General features: G+C 71.1%; 20 protein-coding genes. 11 read left to right on the top strand and 9 right to left on the bottom strand.

Annotated features, from left to right (window positions below):
* Positions 1 to 38: 38 nt before the first annotated feature.
* Positions 39 to 1139, bottom strand: coding sequence for a citrate synthase 2 (locus ACFC0Z_RS33070; RefSeq protein ID WP_376445923.1), 1101 nt, complete (start codon positions 1137 to 1139; stop codon positions 39 to 41).
* 189 nt (positions 1140 to 1328) lie between these two features.
* Between ACFC0Z_RS33070 and pdxH the strand changes: the two genes are divergently transcribed.
* Together pdxH and ACFC0Z_RS33080 are read left to right on the top strand one after the other, a co-directional pair.
* A complete protein-coding gene (pdxH, locus tag ACFC0Z_RS33075) occupies positions 1329 to 2000 on the top strand; it encodes a pyridoxamine 5'-phosphate oxidase (RefSeq protein ID WP_376445925.1) in 672 nt (223 codons plus the stop codon).
* A gap of 457 nt (positions 2001 to 2457) precedes the next feature.
* A complete protein-coding gene (locus ACFC0Z_RS33080) occupies positions 2458 to 3771 on the top strand; it encodes a PAS domain-containing protein (protein ID WP_376445927.1) in 1314 nt (437 codons plus the stop codon).
* Positions 3772 to 3878: 107 nt separating this feature from the next.
* On the opposite strand, the gene ACFC0Z_RS33085 is transcribed toward ACFC0Z_RS33080, so the two are convergent.
* Positions 3879 to 4229, bottom strand: a complete 351-nt coding sequence (locus ACFC0Z_RS33085; RefSeq protein ID WP_376445929.1) for a winged helix-turn-helix transcriptional regulator — start codon at positions 4227 to 4229, stop codon at positions 3879 to 3881.
* Between the two features lie 81 nt (positions 4230 to 4310).
* Between ACFC0Z_RS33085 and ACFC0Z_RS33090 the strand changes: the two genes are divergently transcribed.
* A complete protein-coding gene (locus ACFC0Z_RS33090) occupies positions 4311 to 5201 on the top strand; it encodes an NAD(P)-dependent oxidoreductase (RefSeq protein ID WP_376445933.1) in 891 nt (296 codons plus the stop codon).
* Positions 5202 to 5221: 20 nt separating this feature from the next.
* Here the strand turns inward: ACFC0Z_RS33090 and ACFC0Z_RS33095 are convergent, their stop codons facing one another.
* Complete coding sequence (locus ACFC0Z_RS33095) at positions 5222 to 5989, bottom strand: SIS domain-containing protein (RefSeq protein ID WP_376445935.1); 768 nt, start codon at positions 5987 to 5989, stop codon at positions 5222 to 5224.
* Positions 5990 to 6195: 206 nt separating this feature from the next.
* Here ACFC0Z_RS33095 and ACFC0Z_RS33100 point away from each other — a divergent pair, with 206 nt between their 5' ends.
* Entirely contained in the window at positions 6196 to 6885 is a 690-nt protein-coding gene (locus ACFC0Z_RS33100; RefSeq protein WP_376445938.1) for a metal-dependent transcriptional regulator, read from the top strand.
* A 63-nt stretch (positions 6886 to 6948) separates the two neighbouring features.
* On the opposite strand, the gene ACFC0Z_RS33105 is transcribed toward ACFC0Z_RS33100, so the two are convergent.
* Entirely contained in the window at positions 6949 to 7716 is a 768-nt protein-coding gene (locus ACFC0Z_RS33105) for a hypothetical protein (protein ID WP_376445941.1), read from the bottom strand.
* 445 nt (positions 7717 to 8161) lie between these two features.
* Between ACFC0Z_RS33105 and ACFC0Z_RS33110 the strand changes: the two genes are divergently transcribed.
* A complete protein-coding gene (locus ACFC0Z_RS33110; RefSeq protein WP_376445944.1) occupies positions 8162 to 9115 on the top strand; it encodes an alpha/beta fold hydrolase in 954 nt (317 codons plus the stop codon).
* 16 nt (positions 9116 to 9131) lie between these two features.
* Here ACFC0Z_RS33110 and ACFC0Z_RS33115 read toward each other — a convergent pair whose 3' ends face one another.
* The gene (locus tag ACFC0Z_RS33115; protein ID WP_376445947.1) at positions 9132 to 9944 is read right to left on the bottom strand and encodes a hypothetical protein; all 813 of its coding nucleotides are present in this window, start codon (positions 9942 to 9944) and stop codon (positions 9132 to 9134) included.
* A 161-nt stretch (positions 9945 to 10105) separates the two neighbouring features.
* On the opposite strand from ACFC0Z_RS33115, the gene ACFC0Z_RS33120 reads away from it, so the two are divergent.
* From ACFC0Z_RS33120 to ACFC0Z_RS33135, 4 genes are all read left to right on the top strand, one after another.
* On the top strand, positions 10106 to 10441 hold the full coding sequence (locus ACFC0Z_RS33120; RefSeq protein WP_376445948.1) for an SCO4225 family membrane protein: 336 nt from the start codon (positions 10106 to 10108) through the stop codon (positions 10439 to 10441).
* Between the two features lie 51 nt (positions 10442 to 10492).
* Positions 10493 to 10825: an SCO4225 family membrane protein gene (locus ACFC0Z_RS33125; RefSeq protein WP_376445950.1), complete on the top strand. Its 333-nt coding sequence runs from the start codon at positions 10493 to 10495 to the stop codon at positions 10823 to 10825.
* 29 nt (positions 10826 to 10854) lie between these two features.
* A complete protein-coding gene (locus ACFC0Z_RS33130) occupies positions 10855 to 11514 on the top strand; it encodes a hypothetical protein (protein ID WP_376445953.1) in 660 nt (219 codons plus the stop codon).
* 91 nt (positions 11515 to 11605) lie between these two features.
* Complete coding sequence (locus tag ACFC0Z_RS33135; RefSeq protein WP_376445955.1) at positions 11606 to 12835, top strand: FG-GAP-like repeat-containing protein; 1230 nt, start codon at positions 11606 to 11608, stop codon at positions 12833 to 12835.
* On the opposite strand, the gene ACFC0Z_RS33140 is transcribed toward ACFC0Z_RS33135, so the two are convergent.
* From ACFC0Z_RS33140 to ACFC0Z_RS33150, 3 genes are all read right to left on the bottom strand, one after another.
* Positions 12836 to 13399 carry an AAA family ATPase gene (locus ACFC0Z_RS33140; protein ID WP_376445958.1) on the bottom strand — a complete coding sequence of 188 codons (564 nt, stop codon included), beginning with the start codon at positions 13397 to 13399 and terminating at the stop codon, positions 12836 to 12838. It abuts the gene before it with no gap.
* Positions 13400 to 13471: 72 nt separating this feature from the next.
* Entirely contained in the window at positions 13472 to 13645 is a 174-nt protein-coding gene (locus tag ACFC0Z_RS33145) for a DUF397 domain-containing protein (RefSeq protein WP_376445961.1), read from the bottom strand.
* The gene (locus tag ACFC0Z_RS33150) at positions 13642 to 14460 is read right to left on the bottom strand and encodes a helix-turn-helix domain-containing protein (protein ID WP_376445963.1); all 819 of its coding nucleotides are present in this window, start codon (positions 14458 to 14460) and stop codon (positions 13642 to 13644) included. Before ACFC0Z_RS33150 ends, ACFC0Z_RS33145 begins: the two co-directional genes overlap by 4 nt.
* Before the next feature lie 81 nt (positions 14461 to 14541).
* Here ACFC0Z_RS33150 and ACFC0Z_RS33155 point away from each other — a divergent pair, with 81 nt between their 5' ends.
* The gene (locus ACFC0Z_RS33155) at positions 14542 to 14955 is read left to right on the top strand and encodes a hypothetical protein (protein WP_376445966.1); all 414 of its coding nucleotides are present in this window, start codon (positions 14542 to 14544) and stop codon (positions 14953 to 14955) included.
* A 134-nt stretch (positions 14956 to 15089) separates the two neighbouring features.
* Complete coding sequence (locus ACFC0Z_RS33160) at positions 15090 to 16106, top strand: hypothetical protein (RefSeq protein ID WP_376445969.1); 1017 nt, start codon at positions 15090 to 15092, stop codon at positions 16104 to 16106.
* Here the strand turns inward: ACFC0Z_RS33160 and ACFC0Z_RS33165 are convergent.
* Positions 16103 to 16646 (bottom strand): tetratricopeptide repeat protein (locus ACFC0Z_RS33165; protein ID WP_376445972.1); only part of this gene is annotated, 544 nt, incomplete at its 5' end. The genes ACFC0Z_RS33160 and ACFC0Z_RS33165 overlap by 4 nt on opposite strands.

The raw sequence follows: 16646 nt of genomic DNA on the forward strand, positions 1-16646 counted from the left end.
GGCCGGCCCCCGAGGGGACCGGCCCTTTCTCGTGGGACTCAGCCGGAGATGTCGGCGTAACCCTCGATCTCGCGCGGGTCGCGCTGACCGGGCCCGGTGTAGCGGGCGGAGGGCCGGACCAGACGCCCGGTCCGCTTCTGCTCCAGGATGTGCGCGGACCAGCCGGCCGTACGGGCACAGGTGAACATCGAGGTGAACATGTGGGCCGGGACCTCGGCGAAGTCGAGGACGATGGCGGCCCAGAACTCGACGTTGGTCGCGAGGACACGGTCCGGACGGCGGTTGTGGAGCTCGTCGAGGGCGGCCTTCTCCAGGGCGGCGGCGACCTCGTAGCGCGGGGCGTCGAGCTCCTTGGCGGTACGGCGCAGGACGCGGGCGCGGGGGTCCTCGGCGCGGTAGACGCGGTGGCCGAAGCCCATGAGGCGCTCGCCCTTGTCGAGGGCCTGCTTCACCCACGCCTCGGCGTCGCCGCTCCGCTCGATCTCCTCGACCATGCCGAGGACACGGGAGGGCGCGCCGCCGTGCAGCGGGCCGGACATGGCACCCACGGCCCCGGACAGGGAAGCGGCGACATCGGCACCGGTCGACGCGATGACCCGGGCGGTGAACGTCGAGGCGTTCATGCCGTGCTCGGCGGCGGAGGTCCAGTAGGCGTCGACGGCCTTGACGTGCTTCGGGTCGGGCTCGCCGCGCCAGCGGATCATGAAGCGCTCGACGACGGACTCGGCCTTGTCGATCTCGCTCTGCGGGACCATGGGCATGCCCTGGCCGCGGGCGGACTGGGCGACGTACGAGAGGGCCATGACGGCGGCGCGGGCCAGGTCGTCGCGGGCCTGCTCGGCGGAGATGTCGAGAAGCGGTTTGAGACCCCAGACGGGCGCGAGCATCGCGAGGGCCGACTGGACGTCGACGCGGATGTCACCGGAGTGGACGGGGATGGGGAACGGCTCGGCGGCCGGGAGGCCCGGGTTGAAGGCGCCGTCGACCAGCAGTCCCCAGACGTTGCCGAAGGAGACGTGACCGACGAGGTCCTCGATGTCGACGCCTCGGTAGCGGAGGGCGCCACCCTCCTTGTCGGGTTCGGCGATCTCCGTCTCGAACGCGACGACTCCCTCAAGTCCCGGTACGAAGTCGGACATCAGGCGGCTCCTCTAATCGATGATCGATCAACTGAACGCTGGTCGCTGGAGAGATTCAACAGTCGTCCAGCTGTTGAGTCTGTACGGTTCCGATGATGCGGGGAAGCGTGACATCCGGCACACTGCGCCGCCCCGGCGACGGGCGGATAATGGCACGCGGTGCCGTGCCCGCGGAGGCCCTGGGGCAGGATGTGCCCCGTGACCGACGCTCTGGATCCCGCCGACATGCGCGAGCAGTACCGCACGATGGAGCTGACCGCGGCCGACCTCGCGCCCGAACCGATCGAACAGTTCTCCCGCTGGTTCAAGGAGACCGCCGCGAACCCGGCGATCCATGAGCCGAACGCGATGGTCGTCTCCACCGCGACCCCGGACGGCCGCCCGTCCTCCCGGACGGTCCTGCTGAAGCACTACGACGGGGCCGGGTTCGTCTTCTTCACGAACTACGGCTCCCGCAAGGGCCGGGAGCTGGCGGCCAACCCGTACGTCTCGCTGCTCTTCCCCTGGCACCCGCTGGCCCGCCAGATCATCGTCACCGGCCGCGCCGCCCGCACGGGCCGCGACGAGACGGTCGCCTACTTCCGCACCCGCCCCCACGGCTCCCAGCTGGGCGCCTGGGCGAGCCACCAGTCCACGGTGATCGCCTCCCGCGCCGAACTCCTCGCCCGCTACGAGGAACTGGAGACCCGCTACCCCGAGGGCGAACAGGTCCCGGTCCCGCCGGAGTGGGGCGGAATCCGCGTGATCCCGGAAACGGTCGAATTCTGGCAGGGCCACGAAAACCGCCTCCACGACCGCCTGCGGTACGTCCGCGACGCGGAGAACCCGGACGTGTGGCGGGTGGAGCGGCTGGCGCCGTAGAGGGCCGGTAGCGGCGCCGTGACGGCGCTGGGGCCCGAGGGGCCCGCACACGCAGACGACCCGTGGGTCTCGGCTCCGTCCGCCTAGGTTCGGGCGGAGCCTGCCGGCCGGACTGCCGGCGACCCACGGGTCGGGTGACTGCGGTGGTGTTCGGCAGAAGGCCTGCCGAGGTGCACTGGGTGCGACTGGCAGGCCTTAGCCCGCAGTCACCTCACGAGTCCGAAACGAAATCATGTTTTCGGATCACCTCCTTTCGCGTGTACCCACACCCTAGGAACCATCCCTGGGCGCCTCAACCGATTTAATTTCTCCTCCGCTTGCCCCGTGACCGGGCCGCACGCGTCGACCTGGCCTACCCCGGAGGCCCGGGGTCGTCACGCCGTAGGAATTCTCGGAACAGGGGTGTGCCCTGCGTCACGTTTCCAGTTGAATGGGCGCAGCAATGGGGGGTACCGGGATGAGTGCTTTCACGGGGTCCGCGAGTGAGACCGCTCCCGTGTCGGGGGACGGGGCCGATCTGCTGGCCGCGCTGCTCGACGGGATGGACGCGGCGCTCTGCGCGCTGGACGGCGGCGGGGTGATCACGCACTGGAACCGCGAGGCCGAGCGGATCCTCGGCTGGTCGGCGGCCGAGGCGGTCGGGCGGCGGGGGTTCGGGGGCTGGGCGGCGCGGAGCGCGGACGCCGAGGAGACCCTCGGGCGGCTGATGGGGGCCATGAAGGGGCCCGGTCGGCAGGTCCACGAGCTCGCGCTGCTGCGCAAGGACGGCGGGCGGGTGCTCGTACGGAGCCAGGTCGTCGGGGTGCGGGGGGCCGACGGCGGGCCCGCCGGGGTCTACTGCGCGTTCAGCGAGGTCCACGTACAGCTCGATCTGGAGCGGTCCGTCGCGCTCAGCGAGGCGCTGTTCGACGACGCCTCGTGGGGTGTCGTCCTGGTCGACGCCGACCTCCGCCCCGCCGTCGTCAACGGCCACGCGGCCCGCGCCTTCGGCACCGGGCGTACGTCCCTGCTCGGCCGCCCCCTCGGGGACGTCGTCGTGCACGGGGCGGAGGAGCTGGAGGCGGCCCTCCAGCACGTCCTGGCCGAGGGCACCCCGGCCGCGCCCGCCGAGGTGTGGGTGACGCTGCGGAGCGCGTCGGGGGAGCGCCGCCGGTGCTGGCGGAGCGGGTTCGTGCGGCTGGCGTCGCCGATGGCGGAGGAGCCCGTGCCGCTCGGCGTGGCCTGGCTGTTCCAGGACGTCACGGAGGAGCGGCTCGCCGCGCGCGAGGCGGACCGGCTGCGGTTCCGGTGGAGCCAGCTGCACCGGGCCGGCGCGGCGGCGGCCGAGTGCGAGGACCCGAAGGAGGCGGCGACGGTCCTGCTCGACTTCGCCCTCGCCGGCTTCGCCGACCACGCCCTCGTCGACCTCGTCGTCGGCGAGCGCCGCCTCACCCGCGCCTTCGCGACCCCGCCCCAGACGCCCGGCCCGTCGTCGCCGGTCGTCGGCGGCGACATACCCCTCCGGTACGGGCCGAGGCACCCGGCGCTCCAGGCCTGGGACCGGCTCGGCACGGTCCGCGCGAGCGCGGGCCGGACGGCCGAGGTCTGGGCCGAGGCCCACCAGTGGCCGACGGACGCGGCCCACGCGCTCTGCGTGGTCCTGCGCTCCCGGGGCCGCACCCTCGGCGTCCTGACCTTCCTCCGCGCCGCCTGCCGGCCGGGCTTCGAGCGGGAGGACGTCGTGTACGGGGAGACGGTGGCGGCCCGGGTGGCGGCGGAGCTGGGCTCCTAGGGCCTGGTCTGTCCGGGGGCATACCCACTTTTTTGTGGGTACTTGTCGGGGTTCCGTGCCCGGGAGAACCTGGTGGTGGCCCGGAGAGAGAGGGAGACCCCAGGGCCTCAGGAGGCGGCCATCGCCCCCGTCATCCGGTCGAGCCTGCGATGCCCCCAGTCCGACAACGGGCCGAGCAGCCCGGAGAGTTCACGCCCCTCCGCCGTCAGGGAGTAGACGGTCTTCGGGGGCAGTACGTCGTGCACCTCGCGGTGCACGAGACCGTCCGTCTCCATCTCGCGCAGTGCCTGGGTCAGCACCTTCTCGCTGAGCTCGGGAAGCTTGCGCCGCAGTTCGCCGGGCCGGTGCGGGCCGGATTCCAGCAGCCACAGCAGCGATGTCTTCCATTTGCCGTCGATGACGGCGATCGCCGCCGTCACTCCGCAGACGTTCGTGTCCTGGGCCCGTAGGCGTGTCATGCGTGCCGTCCCCGTCCGGTCATTCGGTCATTCGGTCATTCCGTCATGTCCTTACCCACTCATGTCCAAGGGAGTTCCGCCATGTCTTCTTCCCCTGCCTCCTCCCCCTCTTCCGTCACCGTCCTCGGTCTCGGGCCGATGGGCCGCGCCCTCGCCGGCGCCTTCCTCGACGCCGGCGTCCGCACCACCGTCTGGAACCGGACTCCCGGCAAGGAGGGCGACCTGCCCGCGCGGGGCGCGGTCCTCGCCGCGAGTGCCGAGGAGGCGGTCGCCGCGAGCGGGCTCACGGTGATCTGCATGGTCAACTACGACGCCACGGACTCCGTCCTGCGGCGGCCCGCCGTCACCGACGCGCTCAAGGGCCGGACCCTGGTGAACCTGAGCGCCGACACGCCGGGGCGCGCCCGGGACACCGGCGACTGGGCGGCGGAGCACGGCATCGGCTATCTGGACGGCGCGATCATGACGCCGACGCCGTCGATCGGGACGCCGGCGGGGGTGTTCCTGCACAGCGGGCCGGAGGAGCTGTACGGCGAGCACCGCCCGGTCCTGGACGCGCTGGGCGGCACGCACACGCACCTCGGCGAGGACGTCGGCCGGGCCGCCGCGTACGACGTGGCGTTGCTCGACATCTTCTGGACGGCGATGACGGGGTACGTCCACGCCCTGGCCGTGGCCCGCGCGGAGGGCATCTCGGCGCGGGAGCTGGCGCCGTTCGCGCAGGGCATCGGGGCGATCCTGCCGCCGCTGTTCGCGGAGTGGGCGGAGGACGTGGACGGCGGCTCGTACTCGGGCGAGGGCAATCCGCTGACCTCGGCGGTGTCGACGATGACGCACGTCGTGCACGCGTCCGAGGCGCACGGGATCGACGCGAGCGTCATGCGCGCGGCCGAGGCCCTGGCGGTACGGGCGGTGGACCTGGGCCACGGCGCGGACGGCTTCACCCGCGTGACCCAGGTCATGGAGCGCTAGCAGGCTTCCACCGGCGCCGGTCAGTGCCGGTAGAAGATCCGGTCGCCGTACTCCGTCATGACGCGCCCGTTCCACTCGTGCCCGCCGTCCACGTTCCCGGAGCGCAGCATCGGCGGCTCGATCCCCTTGCGTACGAGTTCCTCGACGGCGGCGGCCAGCGTCGCCTGCATGAGGGCGCTGGTGACGACGGTCGACGCGGGCGCGAACGGGGCCTCGATGCCTTCGAGGGTGAGCTCCGCGTCGCCGACGGCGATCTTCGAGTCGAGGACGATGTCGCAGTGGTCCTTGAGGTACGTCCCCGACACGTGCCGTGACTTCGTGTCCGTCGCGTAGGCGACGGACGTCACGCCGATGACCGTGAGGCCGAGCGCGCGGGCGTTCATGGCCATCTCGACGGGCAGGGCGTTGCGCCCGGAGAGGGAGATGATGATCAAGACGTCCCCGGCCTTCGCGGGGGAGGAGTCGAGGACGGCGCCCGCGAGCCCGTCGACGCGTTCGAGGGCGGAGCCGAGCGTCGCCGGCATGACGTCGACGCCGACGACGCCCGGGACGACGAGCAGGTTCATGAGCGCGAGGCCGCCGGCGCGGTAGACGACGTCCTGTGCGGCGAGCGAGGAGTGTCCGGCGCCGAAGGCGAAGAGCCGGTTGCCGTTGGCGACGGCCTCGGCGATGGCGGCCCCGGCGGCCGAGATCTCGGCGGAGTCCCCGTCGCGGACCTGCCTGAGCAGGTCGATCGCCGCGTCGAAGAACTGTCCGGCCAGCTTGCTCTCGCCCTTGCTCTCACCCATGGGGGAGGCTCCTTCTCGTCATGGTTCGTGCCGAGGTCGCCGATCACGGTGCGGTCTGGACCATTGCCCTGTCAATACCGCCTCACGTCCGTCTCACGCCTGTCCCACCCCTGTCTCACGCCTGCCTCACCCCGGCGACACCCGGTTGTCGGTGCGATGCGTCAGAATTGGGTCAGGGCCAGCGCACGACTCATCGAGGGGCACGTATGTCCGGACTGATCGACACCACGGAGATGTATCTCCGCACCATCCTCGAACTGGAAGAGGAAGGTGTGGTCCCTATGCGTGCCCGGATCGCCGAGCGGCTCGACCAGAGCGGCCCGACCGTGAGCCAGACGGTGGCGCGGATGGAGCGCGACGGCCTGGTGGCCGTGGCGAGCGACCGCCACCTGGAGCTGACGGAGGAGGGCCGCCGCCTGGCGACGCGCGTGATGCGCAAGCACCGCCTCGCCGAGTGCCTGCTCGTCGACGTGATCGGCCTGGAGTGGGAGCAGGTCCACGCGGAGGCGTGCCGCTGGGAGCACGTGATGAGCGAGGCCGTGGAGCGCCGCGTCCTGGAGCTCCTGCGCCACCCGACGGAGTCGCCGTACGGCAACCCGATCCCGGGCCTGGAGGAGCTGGGCGAGAAGGCGGAGGCCGAGGCGTTCCTCGACGACTCGATGGTCTCCCTCGCGGACCTGGACGCGAAGGGCGGCAAGACGGTCATCGTCCGCCGCATCGGCGAGCCGATCCAGACGGACGCCCAGCTGATGTACACGCTGCGCCGCGCGGGCGTGCAGCCCGGCTCGGTGGTCTCGGTGTCGGAGTCCCCGGGCGGCGTCCTGGTCGGCTCCAGCGGCGAGGCGGCGGAGCTGGACCCGGAGATCGCGGCGCACGTCTTCGTGGCGAAGCGCTGACGCGTCCGTCTGAACGCTGTACGCCCCTGGGGTCCGCCCCCGGGGGCGTTCGGCGTTCGTTCGTCAGATGTACGGCGCGAGCACGCCCCACAGCCCGAGCGCGAGCAGGCCGAGGGCGGCGAGTGAGCCGAAGAAGTACTGGGTGACCACGATCGGGATCCACACCCGCTGGACGTGGCGGCCGGGCGCCTGCGGGTCGTAGACGACGTGGATGTGCTCGAAACTGTTGTTCCGTCCCTGCTGGGAGTGCTCGTTCCCGTTGTGGTCGGTGAACTTGTAGTACTGCGACCGCTTGCCGTTCGGGTAGTAGTCCGCGGTGGCCCGGACGGTGATGCCGCGGCGGCGGAGGAGCCACCGGTCGCGGAGGCCGATGACGACCGCTATGACGCTGAACACGCCGAGGATCGTCCCGATCCCGGAGACGAAGGCGAGCACGGCCATCGCGCCGCCGTGGGCGACGGCGGTCCACCACACGTAGGCGGTGTAGGCGGCGACGAAGAGCCCGCCCCAGGCGAGGACCTTCGGCCACGGGATCGCCCCGGGATCGTCCTCGACCGTCACCAGCGCGCTGCCGGCCGGGTCCCGCTCCTCGGGGAGGGCGGCGGTGAGGGCCGTCAGGAAGAGGCCGGTCGCGGTGGGGTTGCCGCCGCCGACGGTGTGCGTGACGCCGTCCGTCAGGACGACCGCCACGGTCTTCTCGTCGTCCAGCCGGACCTCCTGGACGACGGCGAGGGGGATCTCCGTACGGGCGGCGGTCGTCGTGATGACGAGCCGGTCGGCTTCGAGGAGGGCGTAGTCGTTGCCCTGGCTGAGGATCTGAGGTGACAGCACGCCTCGTTGACCCGTACGACGATCCTCCGGTTGTACGCACCCGGGTCACGAAGTCGTATCGCTCGGCGTCAACACCCCGCCCCTGCGCCCCGTTTACGCCGGAATGGCCACGCCCGCCCCCTTGCCGTGCCACGCTGAAATCCTGAACGGCGCGGAGGGGGTGCGGAGTCGTGGGCGTGACGGACAACAGAGGGCCCCGGCGCCTCGCGGCGCCGGGGCCTGTCCTCCCCTGTCCTGACCTGGAGCCCCGAGCTCTCAAGGTCAGTCCCGTCGGACCCCTTTTCCCCGAGTGGTCCGCCTCCCGTTCAAGATCTCCCCTCGGCAGCGCGCGTCAATCCTTGAGCCCTGTCACTCGAAAGAGGGGTGTTGGGCGGCAGGAGCGCATTTTCGAATATAGGTTCGATAGTCTGGCGAGGTTCGACGGAAAAGAGGGGGTGCCGTACCGATGGCGCGACGACTCGACGTCACCGGGGCCGACGGCGTACGCCTGGCGGCCTGGGACCACACACCGGACTGGACGCCCCTGACGGGCGGCGGCCAACAGGCCGAACGGGCGGGCGCCGATCGTGACGCCACCCTCACGGCCGTCCCGCGCCCCCGCCCCGCGAAGCGACGTACGGGCACCGCCCCCGGCGTCTTACTCCTCCACGGCCTCATGGGCCACGCCGCCCACTGGACCCCCGCGATCCGCCGCCTCTCCCGCGCCGGCCGGCACCGGATCGTCGCGCTCGACCAGCGAGGCCACGGCCACAGCGAGAAGCCGCCCGGGGGCGCCTTCACCCGCGAGGCGTACGTCTCCGACGCGGCCGCCGCCGTCGAGCAGCTCGGCCTCGGCCCCGTCACCCTCGTCGGCCACTCCATGGGCGCCCTGACGGCCTGGCAGCTCGCCGCCGAGCGCCCCGACCTGGTCCGCGCCCTCGTCGTCTGCGACATGCGCGCCTCCGCCCTCGGCGCGGCCTCGCAGCGCGCCTGGCAGGACTGGTTCCGGGGCTGGCCCGCCCCCTTCCCGTCGCTCGACGCGGTCCACCGCTGGTTCGGCGACGAGGACCCGTGGGTGGAGCGCCCCAACCCGGCCCGGGGAGCGTTCTTCGCGGAGGTGATGACCGAGCGCCCCGACGGCTGGCACCCGGTCTTCGACCCCGCCCAGATGCTGACCTCCCGCGCGACCTGGGTCCACGACGCCCACTGGGACTCCCTCGCCCAGGTCCGCTGCCCGACCCTCGTCGTCCGGGGCCTGGACGGCGAGCTGGGCCGCGCGGAGGCCCAGGAGATGGTCCGCGTCCTGCCCCACGGGGCGTACGCGGAGATCCCGGACGCGGGCCACCTCCTCCACTACGAACACCCGGAGGCGTGGGCGGAGACGGTGGAGCCGTTCCTGAACGGCGTCCTGACGCCGTAACAGCCCGGGGTGCCCGTCAGGCGGCGTCGCGGAAGATGACCGCCATCACGGGGTGGAGGACGATCAGGGCGCCGGAGCAGACGACCAGGAAGCCGCCCAGGTAGGTGTTCATCAGGTGGTTGACCGGCGTCGACGGCGCCAGGACGTTCGCCGGGTCGTCCGGGGGATAGGCCACGGTGATCGAGGGGCCGGCCTCGCCGTGCTCGATGCAGCGGTAATCCCCCCTCGGGTCCGGGTAGATGTACGCCCCCCGGGACATCGTGGCCCGGGTGGCGGTCACCACGACCCCGTTCCGGTACAGCCAGCGCTCCCGCCGCGAGCGGATCACCCCGTACAGGCCGAGCCACAGGCCCGCCCAGGCGAGGCCGCCGATCACCACCGCGAGGAGCACCTGCTCCCACCAGCCCAGCGCCCCGGTCACCACGCAGAGGACGACGAGCGCCAGCAGGTGCCCCAGCGTGCCCCGCAGCATCCGGCGGTGGAACCTCGACCGCCACGTGGGGGCGAGCGAGCGGACGACGGCGAACGGGGTGCCGTCGACGTCGTCGCTGTCCGTCCGGTTCGCCAGGATCGCGTTGACCCCGTCGGCGAAGGCCACGGCATCCGCCGGGTCCACGTCGTCGATGCGGTGGATGCGGGGCGTCGTCCTGGCCTTCGCCCGCAGTTCGATGAGGACCGAGCGGCCCTCGGCGCGTATCCGGCCGAGTCCGTCGGGGGTGAAGGTGATCTGTTCGCGAGGGAGGTCGAGGACCAGCCCGAGGTCCTCGGCGACGAGGGTGGCCCCGTCCCGGCCGCGGAGCACCGGGAGGGAGGAGATCGGAGTCGACATGGCGTGAGGGTAGGGCGTCCGTGGGTGCGACGGCACCAGAAGATGAGCGAAGCCCCCAGGACCACATGAGTAGCACTACTCACGTGCCCGGCACCCCCTCCGCCGCAGGATGGAACCACCGCCGAAACGGCGCCACTTCACCATCCGAGGAGAGACCGATCATGCCTGCCAGCCGCCTCCGCACCTTCGCCCGGCTCGCGTTCGCCAACCCCGCCTCGCTGGTCTACCTCGGCATGGTGCTCGTGTCGGCGCTGCCCATGGCGATCGCCGAGGTGACCGGCCAGCCCGGCCCCATGGGCATCTGGCTCGTCCTGGCCACCGCCCCCACCAGCCCGCTCCTGCTCGCCTTCGAGTCCACGACCGGCCCGGGGGACGCGCCCGCGTTCTTCTTCGGGGCGGTGGCCTTCGCCGCGCTGCTCCACTCCTTCGTCCTCGGCCTCGCGTACCGGGCCGTACGCGCCCACCGCACGCACCGCCCGGCGAACGCCCTCGTCTGACAGCCGCCCGCCGTTCACGTTCACCCACCGCCCAGGAGAGACCGACCGACCATGCGTGACAGCCGCTTCCGCACCTTCGTCCAGCTGACCTTCGCCAACCCCGCCTCGCTGGCCTACCTGGCCCTGGTGCTCGTGGCGGCGTCGCCCCTGGCGTACGGCGCGGCGGGCGGCGACCCCGGCTTCGCGGCCGTCTGGCTGCTCCTGGCCACGGCCCCCACGAGCATGGGCCTGCTCGCCCTCTTCGTGAACGTCGACTCGGCCCTCGGGCCCACGTACTTCCTCCTGGCCCTGGCCGCCGCCGCGCTGCTCCACTCCTTCCTCCTCGGCCTCGCGTACCGGGCGTTCCGGAAGCGGATGCCCCGCCGGGCCAACGCCCTGGCCTGAGAGCGGCCCCCGCCCTACGCTCAACGCCCATGTCCACCACCACCTCGCCGATACCCGTCCGCGAGGTCCGCGCGGAAGGCCGGGCCCTGGCGGTGGAGTTGACGGCCCCGGCCGGTACGACTCCGGTGGTGTACCGGGTCCGGGGCGTGAGCGCGGTGGCGGCGACGGCGTTCGCCGACGCGATCACCGCGCGCCTGCCGGAGGAGGGGGACCGGGTGCCCGACGGGACGTCCCTCGTCACCGAGGGCGTGACGACGGAGTCCGAGAGGGAGACGACCGTTCGCAGGCTCAAGTTCGCGGCCTGGGTCGTGGGCCTCGCGCTCGTCGGGACGCCCGTGACGATGGGGATCACGGGTTCGGTGATCTCCGCGCTGCTCTTCCTGCTGTGGACCCCCTTCAGCTGGGGGGTTCTCGTGTGCGGTCTCTGGCTGATGCGGATGCCGTACGACGAGTGGCGCCTGCCTCGGTACGGAATCACCGTGGAGGCCCGCCGCAATGGCCGCAGGAGCTACGACTACACCGACCTGCACGGCCAGGTCCGGGGCGCGGCCGTCGGCGGCACTGCGCCGACGATCATGGTCGCGTACGCCCCGGACGACCTCGGTCCCGTGGTCAGGGTGGTCGGCCTTGTCCTCGTATCGCTGGACGTCTTCTTCGCGGTGGACGGCTTCCAGGGCGGGCTGTTCTGAGGCCCCCCTGCGGAAGCCACCCCTCCGGCGCGGTACCGTCACCCCCCGGCGCGTCGAAGCCCCCTCCGCGCCACCCCAAGGAGGAACGATTTTGCGCACGTCCCTGCTGACCCGCCTCACCGGCGTGGCCACCGCGATCGGCCTCGCCTCGGCCGCCCTCGTCGGCACGACCGCCGCCCCCGCCCAGGCCGCCGCCTCCGACTGCCCGTCGGGCTACTTCTGCGCCTGGAAGACCGACAACGCCACCGGCACGATGTACAAGACCAACGCGAACGTGGCGACCCTCGGGACCTGGGACAACACCTTCCGCTCGGTGGTCAACCGCACGAGCAAGGTCGCCTGCCTCTACGACGCGGCGAACTACTCCGACGCCGACGCCAACGGCGCGATGGTCATCCCCTCCAGCCCCTCCGGCAGCGAGTGGGGCGGTCCCGGCAGCAACTCCGTCAGCTCCGTGAAGTTCACCGTCACCGAGCGCGAGTGCGTCCTCCCGGCGTACCCCGACTGGTACTCCGCCCTCGCCCCCAAGGCCGCGGGCTTCGCCGACCTGAACAACGACAAGCAGTCGGACGTCCTCGTCCGCGACACCGCCGGCCGCCTGTGGTTCCTGCCCGGAAACGGCACCGGCCGCCAGGTCGGCACCGGCTGGAACGGCATGGACCGGCTCACCCGCCACGGCGACTTCACCGGTGACACCCGCGAGGACCTCGTCGCCCGCGAGAAGGCCACCGGCAAGCTCTGGCTCTACCCGGGCAACGGCACCGGCTCTTTCGGCACCCGCAAGCTCATCGGCAGCGGTGGCTGGAACTCCATGGACAAGATCACCGCGTACGGCGACATCACCGGCGACAAGCGCCCGGACGTCGTCGCCGTCGAGAAGTCCACGGGCAAGCTGTGGATCTACCCCGGTACGTCCACGGGCACGCTGGCCGTCCGCAAGCTCCTCGGCTCCGGCGGCTGGAACGCCATGAACGCCTTCGTCGCCCCCGGCGACATGAACGGCGACGGCCGAGCCGACCTCATCGCCCGCGAGGCGGCCACCGGCAAGCTGTACTTCTACCCGGCCACCGCCACCGGCACCCTCGGCGCCCGCGTGACCATCGGCACCAGCGGCTGGAACATCCTGGCGACGCTCCTCCCCGTCGCCGACATCAACGCCGACGGCCGCAACGACATCGTGGCGATCAGCGCCTCCACGTACTCCAAGCCGGAGTGCCAGGGCGTCGGCTGCCTCGTCTACTACACCGGCAAGGGCACCGGCGCCCTGAACCCCGGCTCCCCGGAAGACGGCAACTGGTGGGGCCTGAACGGCGCGTTCTGATCACCGACCCGGCACCAGGAACCGGCCGATCTCCTCGATGCCGGGCGCGTACCCGTCGGACGTGTCCACCAGCAGGACCGGAGCGGTCAGGCTGATGGGCACGAACCGACCGGGGTCGTAGACCCCGGCCTCCATGTCGGCGAGCAGGGCGTGATCCCCGTGCGCGGCCCGATGACGGTCAAGCCGGGCCCGCTCGGCGACGCGCCTGGCGAGGGTCGGTGCGGGGGCGGTACACCGGACGACCCGCAGGTCGGCGACGTCGGCGAGCGGTTCGAGCCCGGGCCGCCACAGTCGGTCCTGGAAGGCGGCCTCGGCGATGACGCTCGTCCCGGACCGGATCAGTACGGCGAGCGTCGCGAAGAACGCCTCCATGGCGGGCCCGTTGAGCGCGTCGAACCCGCCCGCGTCGCCGTGACCGGTCTGGTTCATGACCATGCCCTGCTTGATCTCGTCCCGCAGGACGGCAGGGCAGCCCAGCTCCTGGGCGAGCATCCGGGCGAGAGTGCTCTTGCCGGTCGCGGGCGGACCACTGACGACGGCGAGCGTCGGACGGCGCAAGGACATACGGAACTCCAAGCCTGAGGGCCTCCACCTGGGACGGGTGGAGGCCCTCCGTCGTACGTACCGGTCTTGGTCTCACACGGCGGAGACGAAGGCGTCCCAGGCGGTGGGGGAGAGGGTGAGGGAGGGGACGGTGATGTCCTTGGAATCGCGGACGTGGATGGTGTCGGGGGTGGAGGCGACCTCGACGCAGTCCCCTCCGGACGGACCGCTGTAGGACGACTTGACCCACTTGATGTCGCTGCTCATAGCTTCTGTACCACCTGTTCGATGAACCTGATCGACGCAGCCGGGGAGAGTGCTTGGCCTCGGAGCGAACCGAACATGACGAAGGCATCGCCCAACTCGGGCTGCTCGGTGAGAAAGTACCGTCCGCTCAGCCCCTCGACGTATACCAATTGGCGATGGCGGCCCTCGGTCTCCAGCAGGATGTACGACCCGCTGATTCCGGCATGGGTCTCCACGTCATCCGGCATGACCTGGATCTCGACGTTGCGCAGCTGGGCGACTTCGAGGATGTGGAGCAAGTTCGCCTTGAGGACCCGCGTGCCGCCGATGGGCCGGGTGAGCACGATCTTCTCCAGGACGAACCTGATCAGCGTGATCGGCCTGCGATGGAACACCGCGTGTCGCGCCATGCGCTGCTCGATCAGGGCCTCCCGTTCCTGGTCCTCCCAGGGCGGGTTGGCACAGTTGAAGACCGCTCGCGCGTACTCCGGCGTCTGGAGGAGCCCGGGGATCACTTGGTTCTCGTACGCGTAGATCCCGGCGGCCTTCTCCTCCTCCCTCAGGTAGTCCTCGAACCAGGCGGGCTCCGCGCTGGGCGGGGCGATGTCCTCGGCCAGCTTCAAAAGTGCACCTTGTGCACCGAACAACTCGTCGACGAACTCGACGAACACCTGCTTCGGCCGCCGGAGCCCACGCTCGATCATCGCGATGTTCGACTTGGAGTACCCGGTTTTCCGGCCTAGGACCTCCTGCGACATCCTCGCCCGCTCCCGGTAGAAGCGCAGCAGCGAACCGAACGCCTTTGCGGCGCCCAGGTCTTTCCTCTCGTTGTTCACACCCGACCTCCCGAGTGCACAGTTCGGCACAACCCACGTGTGCACGTGGTCACAGGGAAGCACGGCCAGGAAGCTGGCGTCATGAATCTGCGCAAGTCGCTTGACAGTGAGCCCTCTTGGGTCCCCGCCACCGGTCACGCCCTCCGTCTCGCGGGGGTCTACTTCGACGCCGTACGGATCGGCGGATTCCTCGGTGAGGACGTGGCGTACCGGCTGATGTCGTTCACCGACTTCCAGGCCGGGCCGATCGTCCGCGAGGCCACCGGCGACAAGAACCTCTACTTCCTGCTGCCGCCCGGCACCGTCGGTGACTTCGAGTGGCCGGCGCCCGTGCGAGCGCTCGGGAACGGGGGCGGGAGGAGCGAGGCGTACGTCGGGATCCCGGCGTTCCACGGGCACACCTGGCCGCTGGACTGGAGGTCTCGACCGACGCTCGAAGATCCGTTCGTGGAAGCCAAGTTGTTGCATATGACGGTGAGTTGTGCGCTACCGTAATCCTGCAATCACACTCCGTAAATGGAGCGGTCCCCGGCGGTGCGCCAACACCATCCGAGGACCTTCACGCCCAGTGGAAGATAGGTCCACCAGAAATGCTTCGGCATGTTATCGCCCCGACGGGCGACTTCACGATGGCTTCCAACGAGATCATCCGCTCGCGTCGGATGAACAGCGACGCGAAGATCCTCATCCTCCTGGTCCAGGGGCTCCCCGAGAGCGAGCGCTTCGAGGCCCTCGGCAGGTACGCCGAGGAGCTGGAACTGAAGCCCCGGCAGTACAGGAACGCCCGGAAGTACCTGATCGAGCAGGGCTACCTCCACGAGTGGAAGTACCAGGACGAGACCTGGCATTGGGTCACCGACCAGGTCCTCTCGAATGTCACCCTCACGCGTGACGGGGCGAACGGGGTGCGGAGTGCCGCCTCGCCGAGTGACCGGTTCCGGAAAGTCGGTGACGGGGACCCCCGGGAACCTGGCGACTCAAAACCCTTGGACGAAGACTGGGGGGAAGATGACCCCCACCCCCCTACCCCCCGGCCGGAGCCGCAGCCGAGCAACGAGGAAGAGGGGGCGGGGGAGGAGGAACCCCCTCCCGCCCCCGAACCCGAACCCGCCCCAGAACGCCCCGCCCCTGACCCCGAACTCGCCGAGGCGGAACGGCTGCTGCTCTCCCTCCGCCACTCCCACCGGGACCTGTTCCTCGGTGTCCGGGAGGCCCGTGGCCTGGCCGGGACGGCGGCGGAATGGCTACGGCGGGGCGTCCCGGCCGGCGAACTGGTCCGCGCTCTGACGGCGTACCTCCCGGCGGACGGCGTCCGCTCGGCGGTTGGCTTCCTCCGCCACCGCCTGACGGCGAAGATGCCGGAGCCGGTTACGACCGCGCGTACGGAGTACGCCCCCGAGCCGCCGCCTCGCCCCGCACCCCGGGCGCTGATCGCCTGCGAGGGCCCGGGAGACGATCACGTCTTCCGCCCGGTGGCCGACGAATCCGTCTGCGGCCCATGCCGCAGGGAGGCAGCCTGGCAGGCCCACGAACAGCGCTACCCCGCCCAAACCCGAGGCCCCGCCCCCGCCTGGATCCCCTGGCGCGACCGGGTGGCCCAGTGTGCCCAGGACCCCGAACCCTCCGAGGGCTTCGCCTTCGGCTAGCACGAACGCCGCTGCTCGGCGACTCCCCGTGCATACTCCAGGTTCTCGATCACCTGCACGATGATCGGATGCTCCCGGTGCAGGACCCGTTCGCAGATGGCGAGGGTTTCCTCGTACACGCGGATGGCCTGGTCGAGATCCCCCACCGCGCTGTACGCGGTGGCGAGGTTGTTGCGTGAGATGAGGGTGTCCGGGTGGTCGTGGCCCAGGATGCGTTCGCGGGTGGCGAGGGTTGCTTGGTGGAGGGGGATGGCCTGGTCGTGGTCCCCGGCCGCTCGGTACGTGTCGGCGAGGTTGTTGCGTGAGGTGAGGGTGTTCGGGTGGTCGTGGCCCAGGATGCGTTCGCAGGTGGCGAGGGTTGCTTGGTGGAGGGTAATGGCCCGGTCGTGGTCCCCGGCCTCCGCATACGCGGTGGCGAGGTTGTTGCGTGAGATGAGGGTGTCCGGGTGGTCGTGGCCCAGGATGCGTTCGCGGGTGGCGAGGGTTGCTTGGTGGAGGGGGATGGCCTGGTCGTGGTCCCCGGCCGCTCGGTACGTGTCG

The sequence above is a fragment of the Streptomyces sp. NPDC056144 genome (assembly GCF_042264145.1).
Lineage (GTDB): Bacteria > Actinomycetota > Actinomycetes > Streptomycetales > Streptomycetaceae > Streptomyces.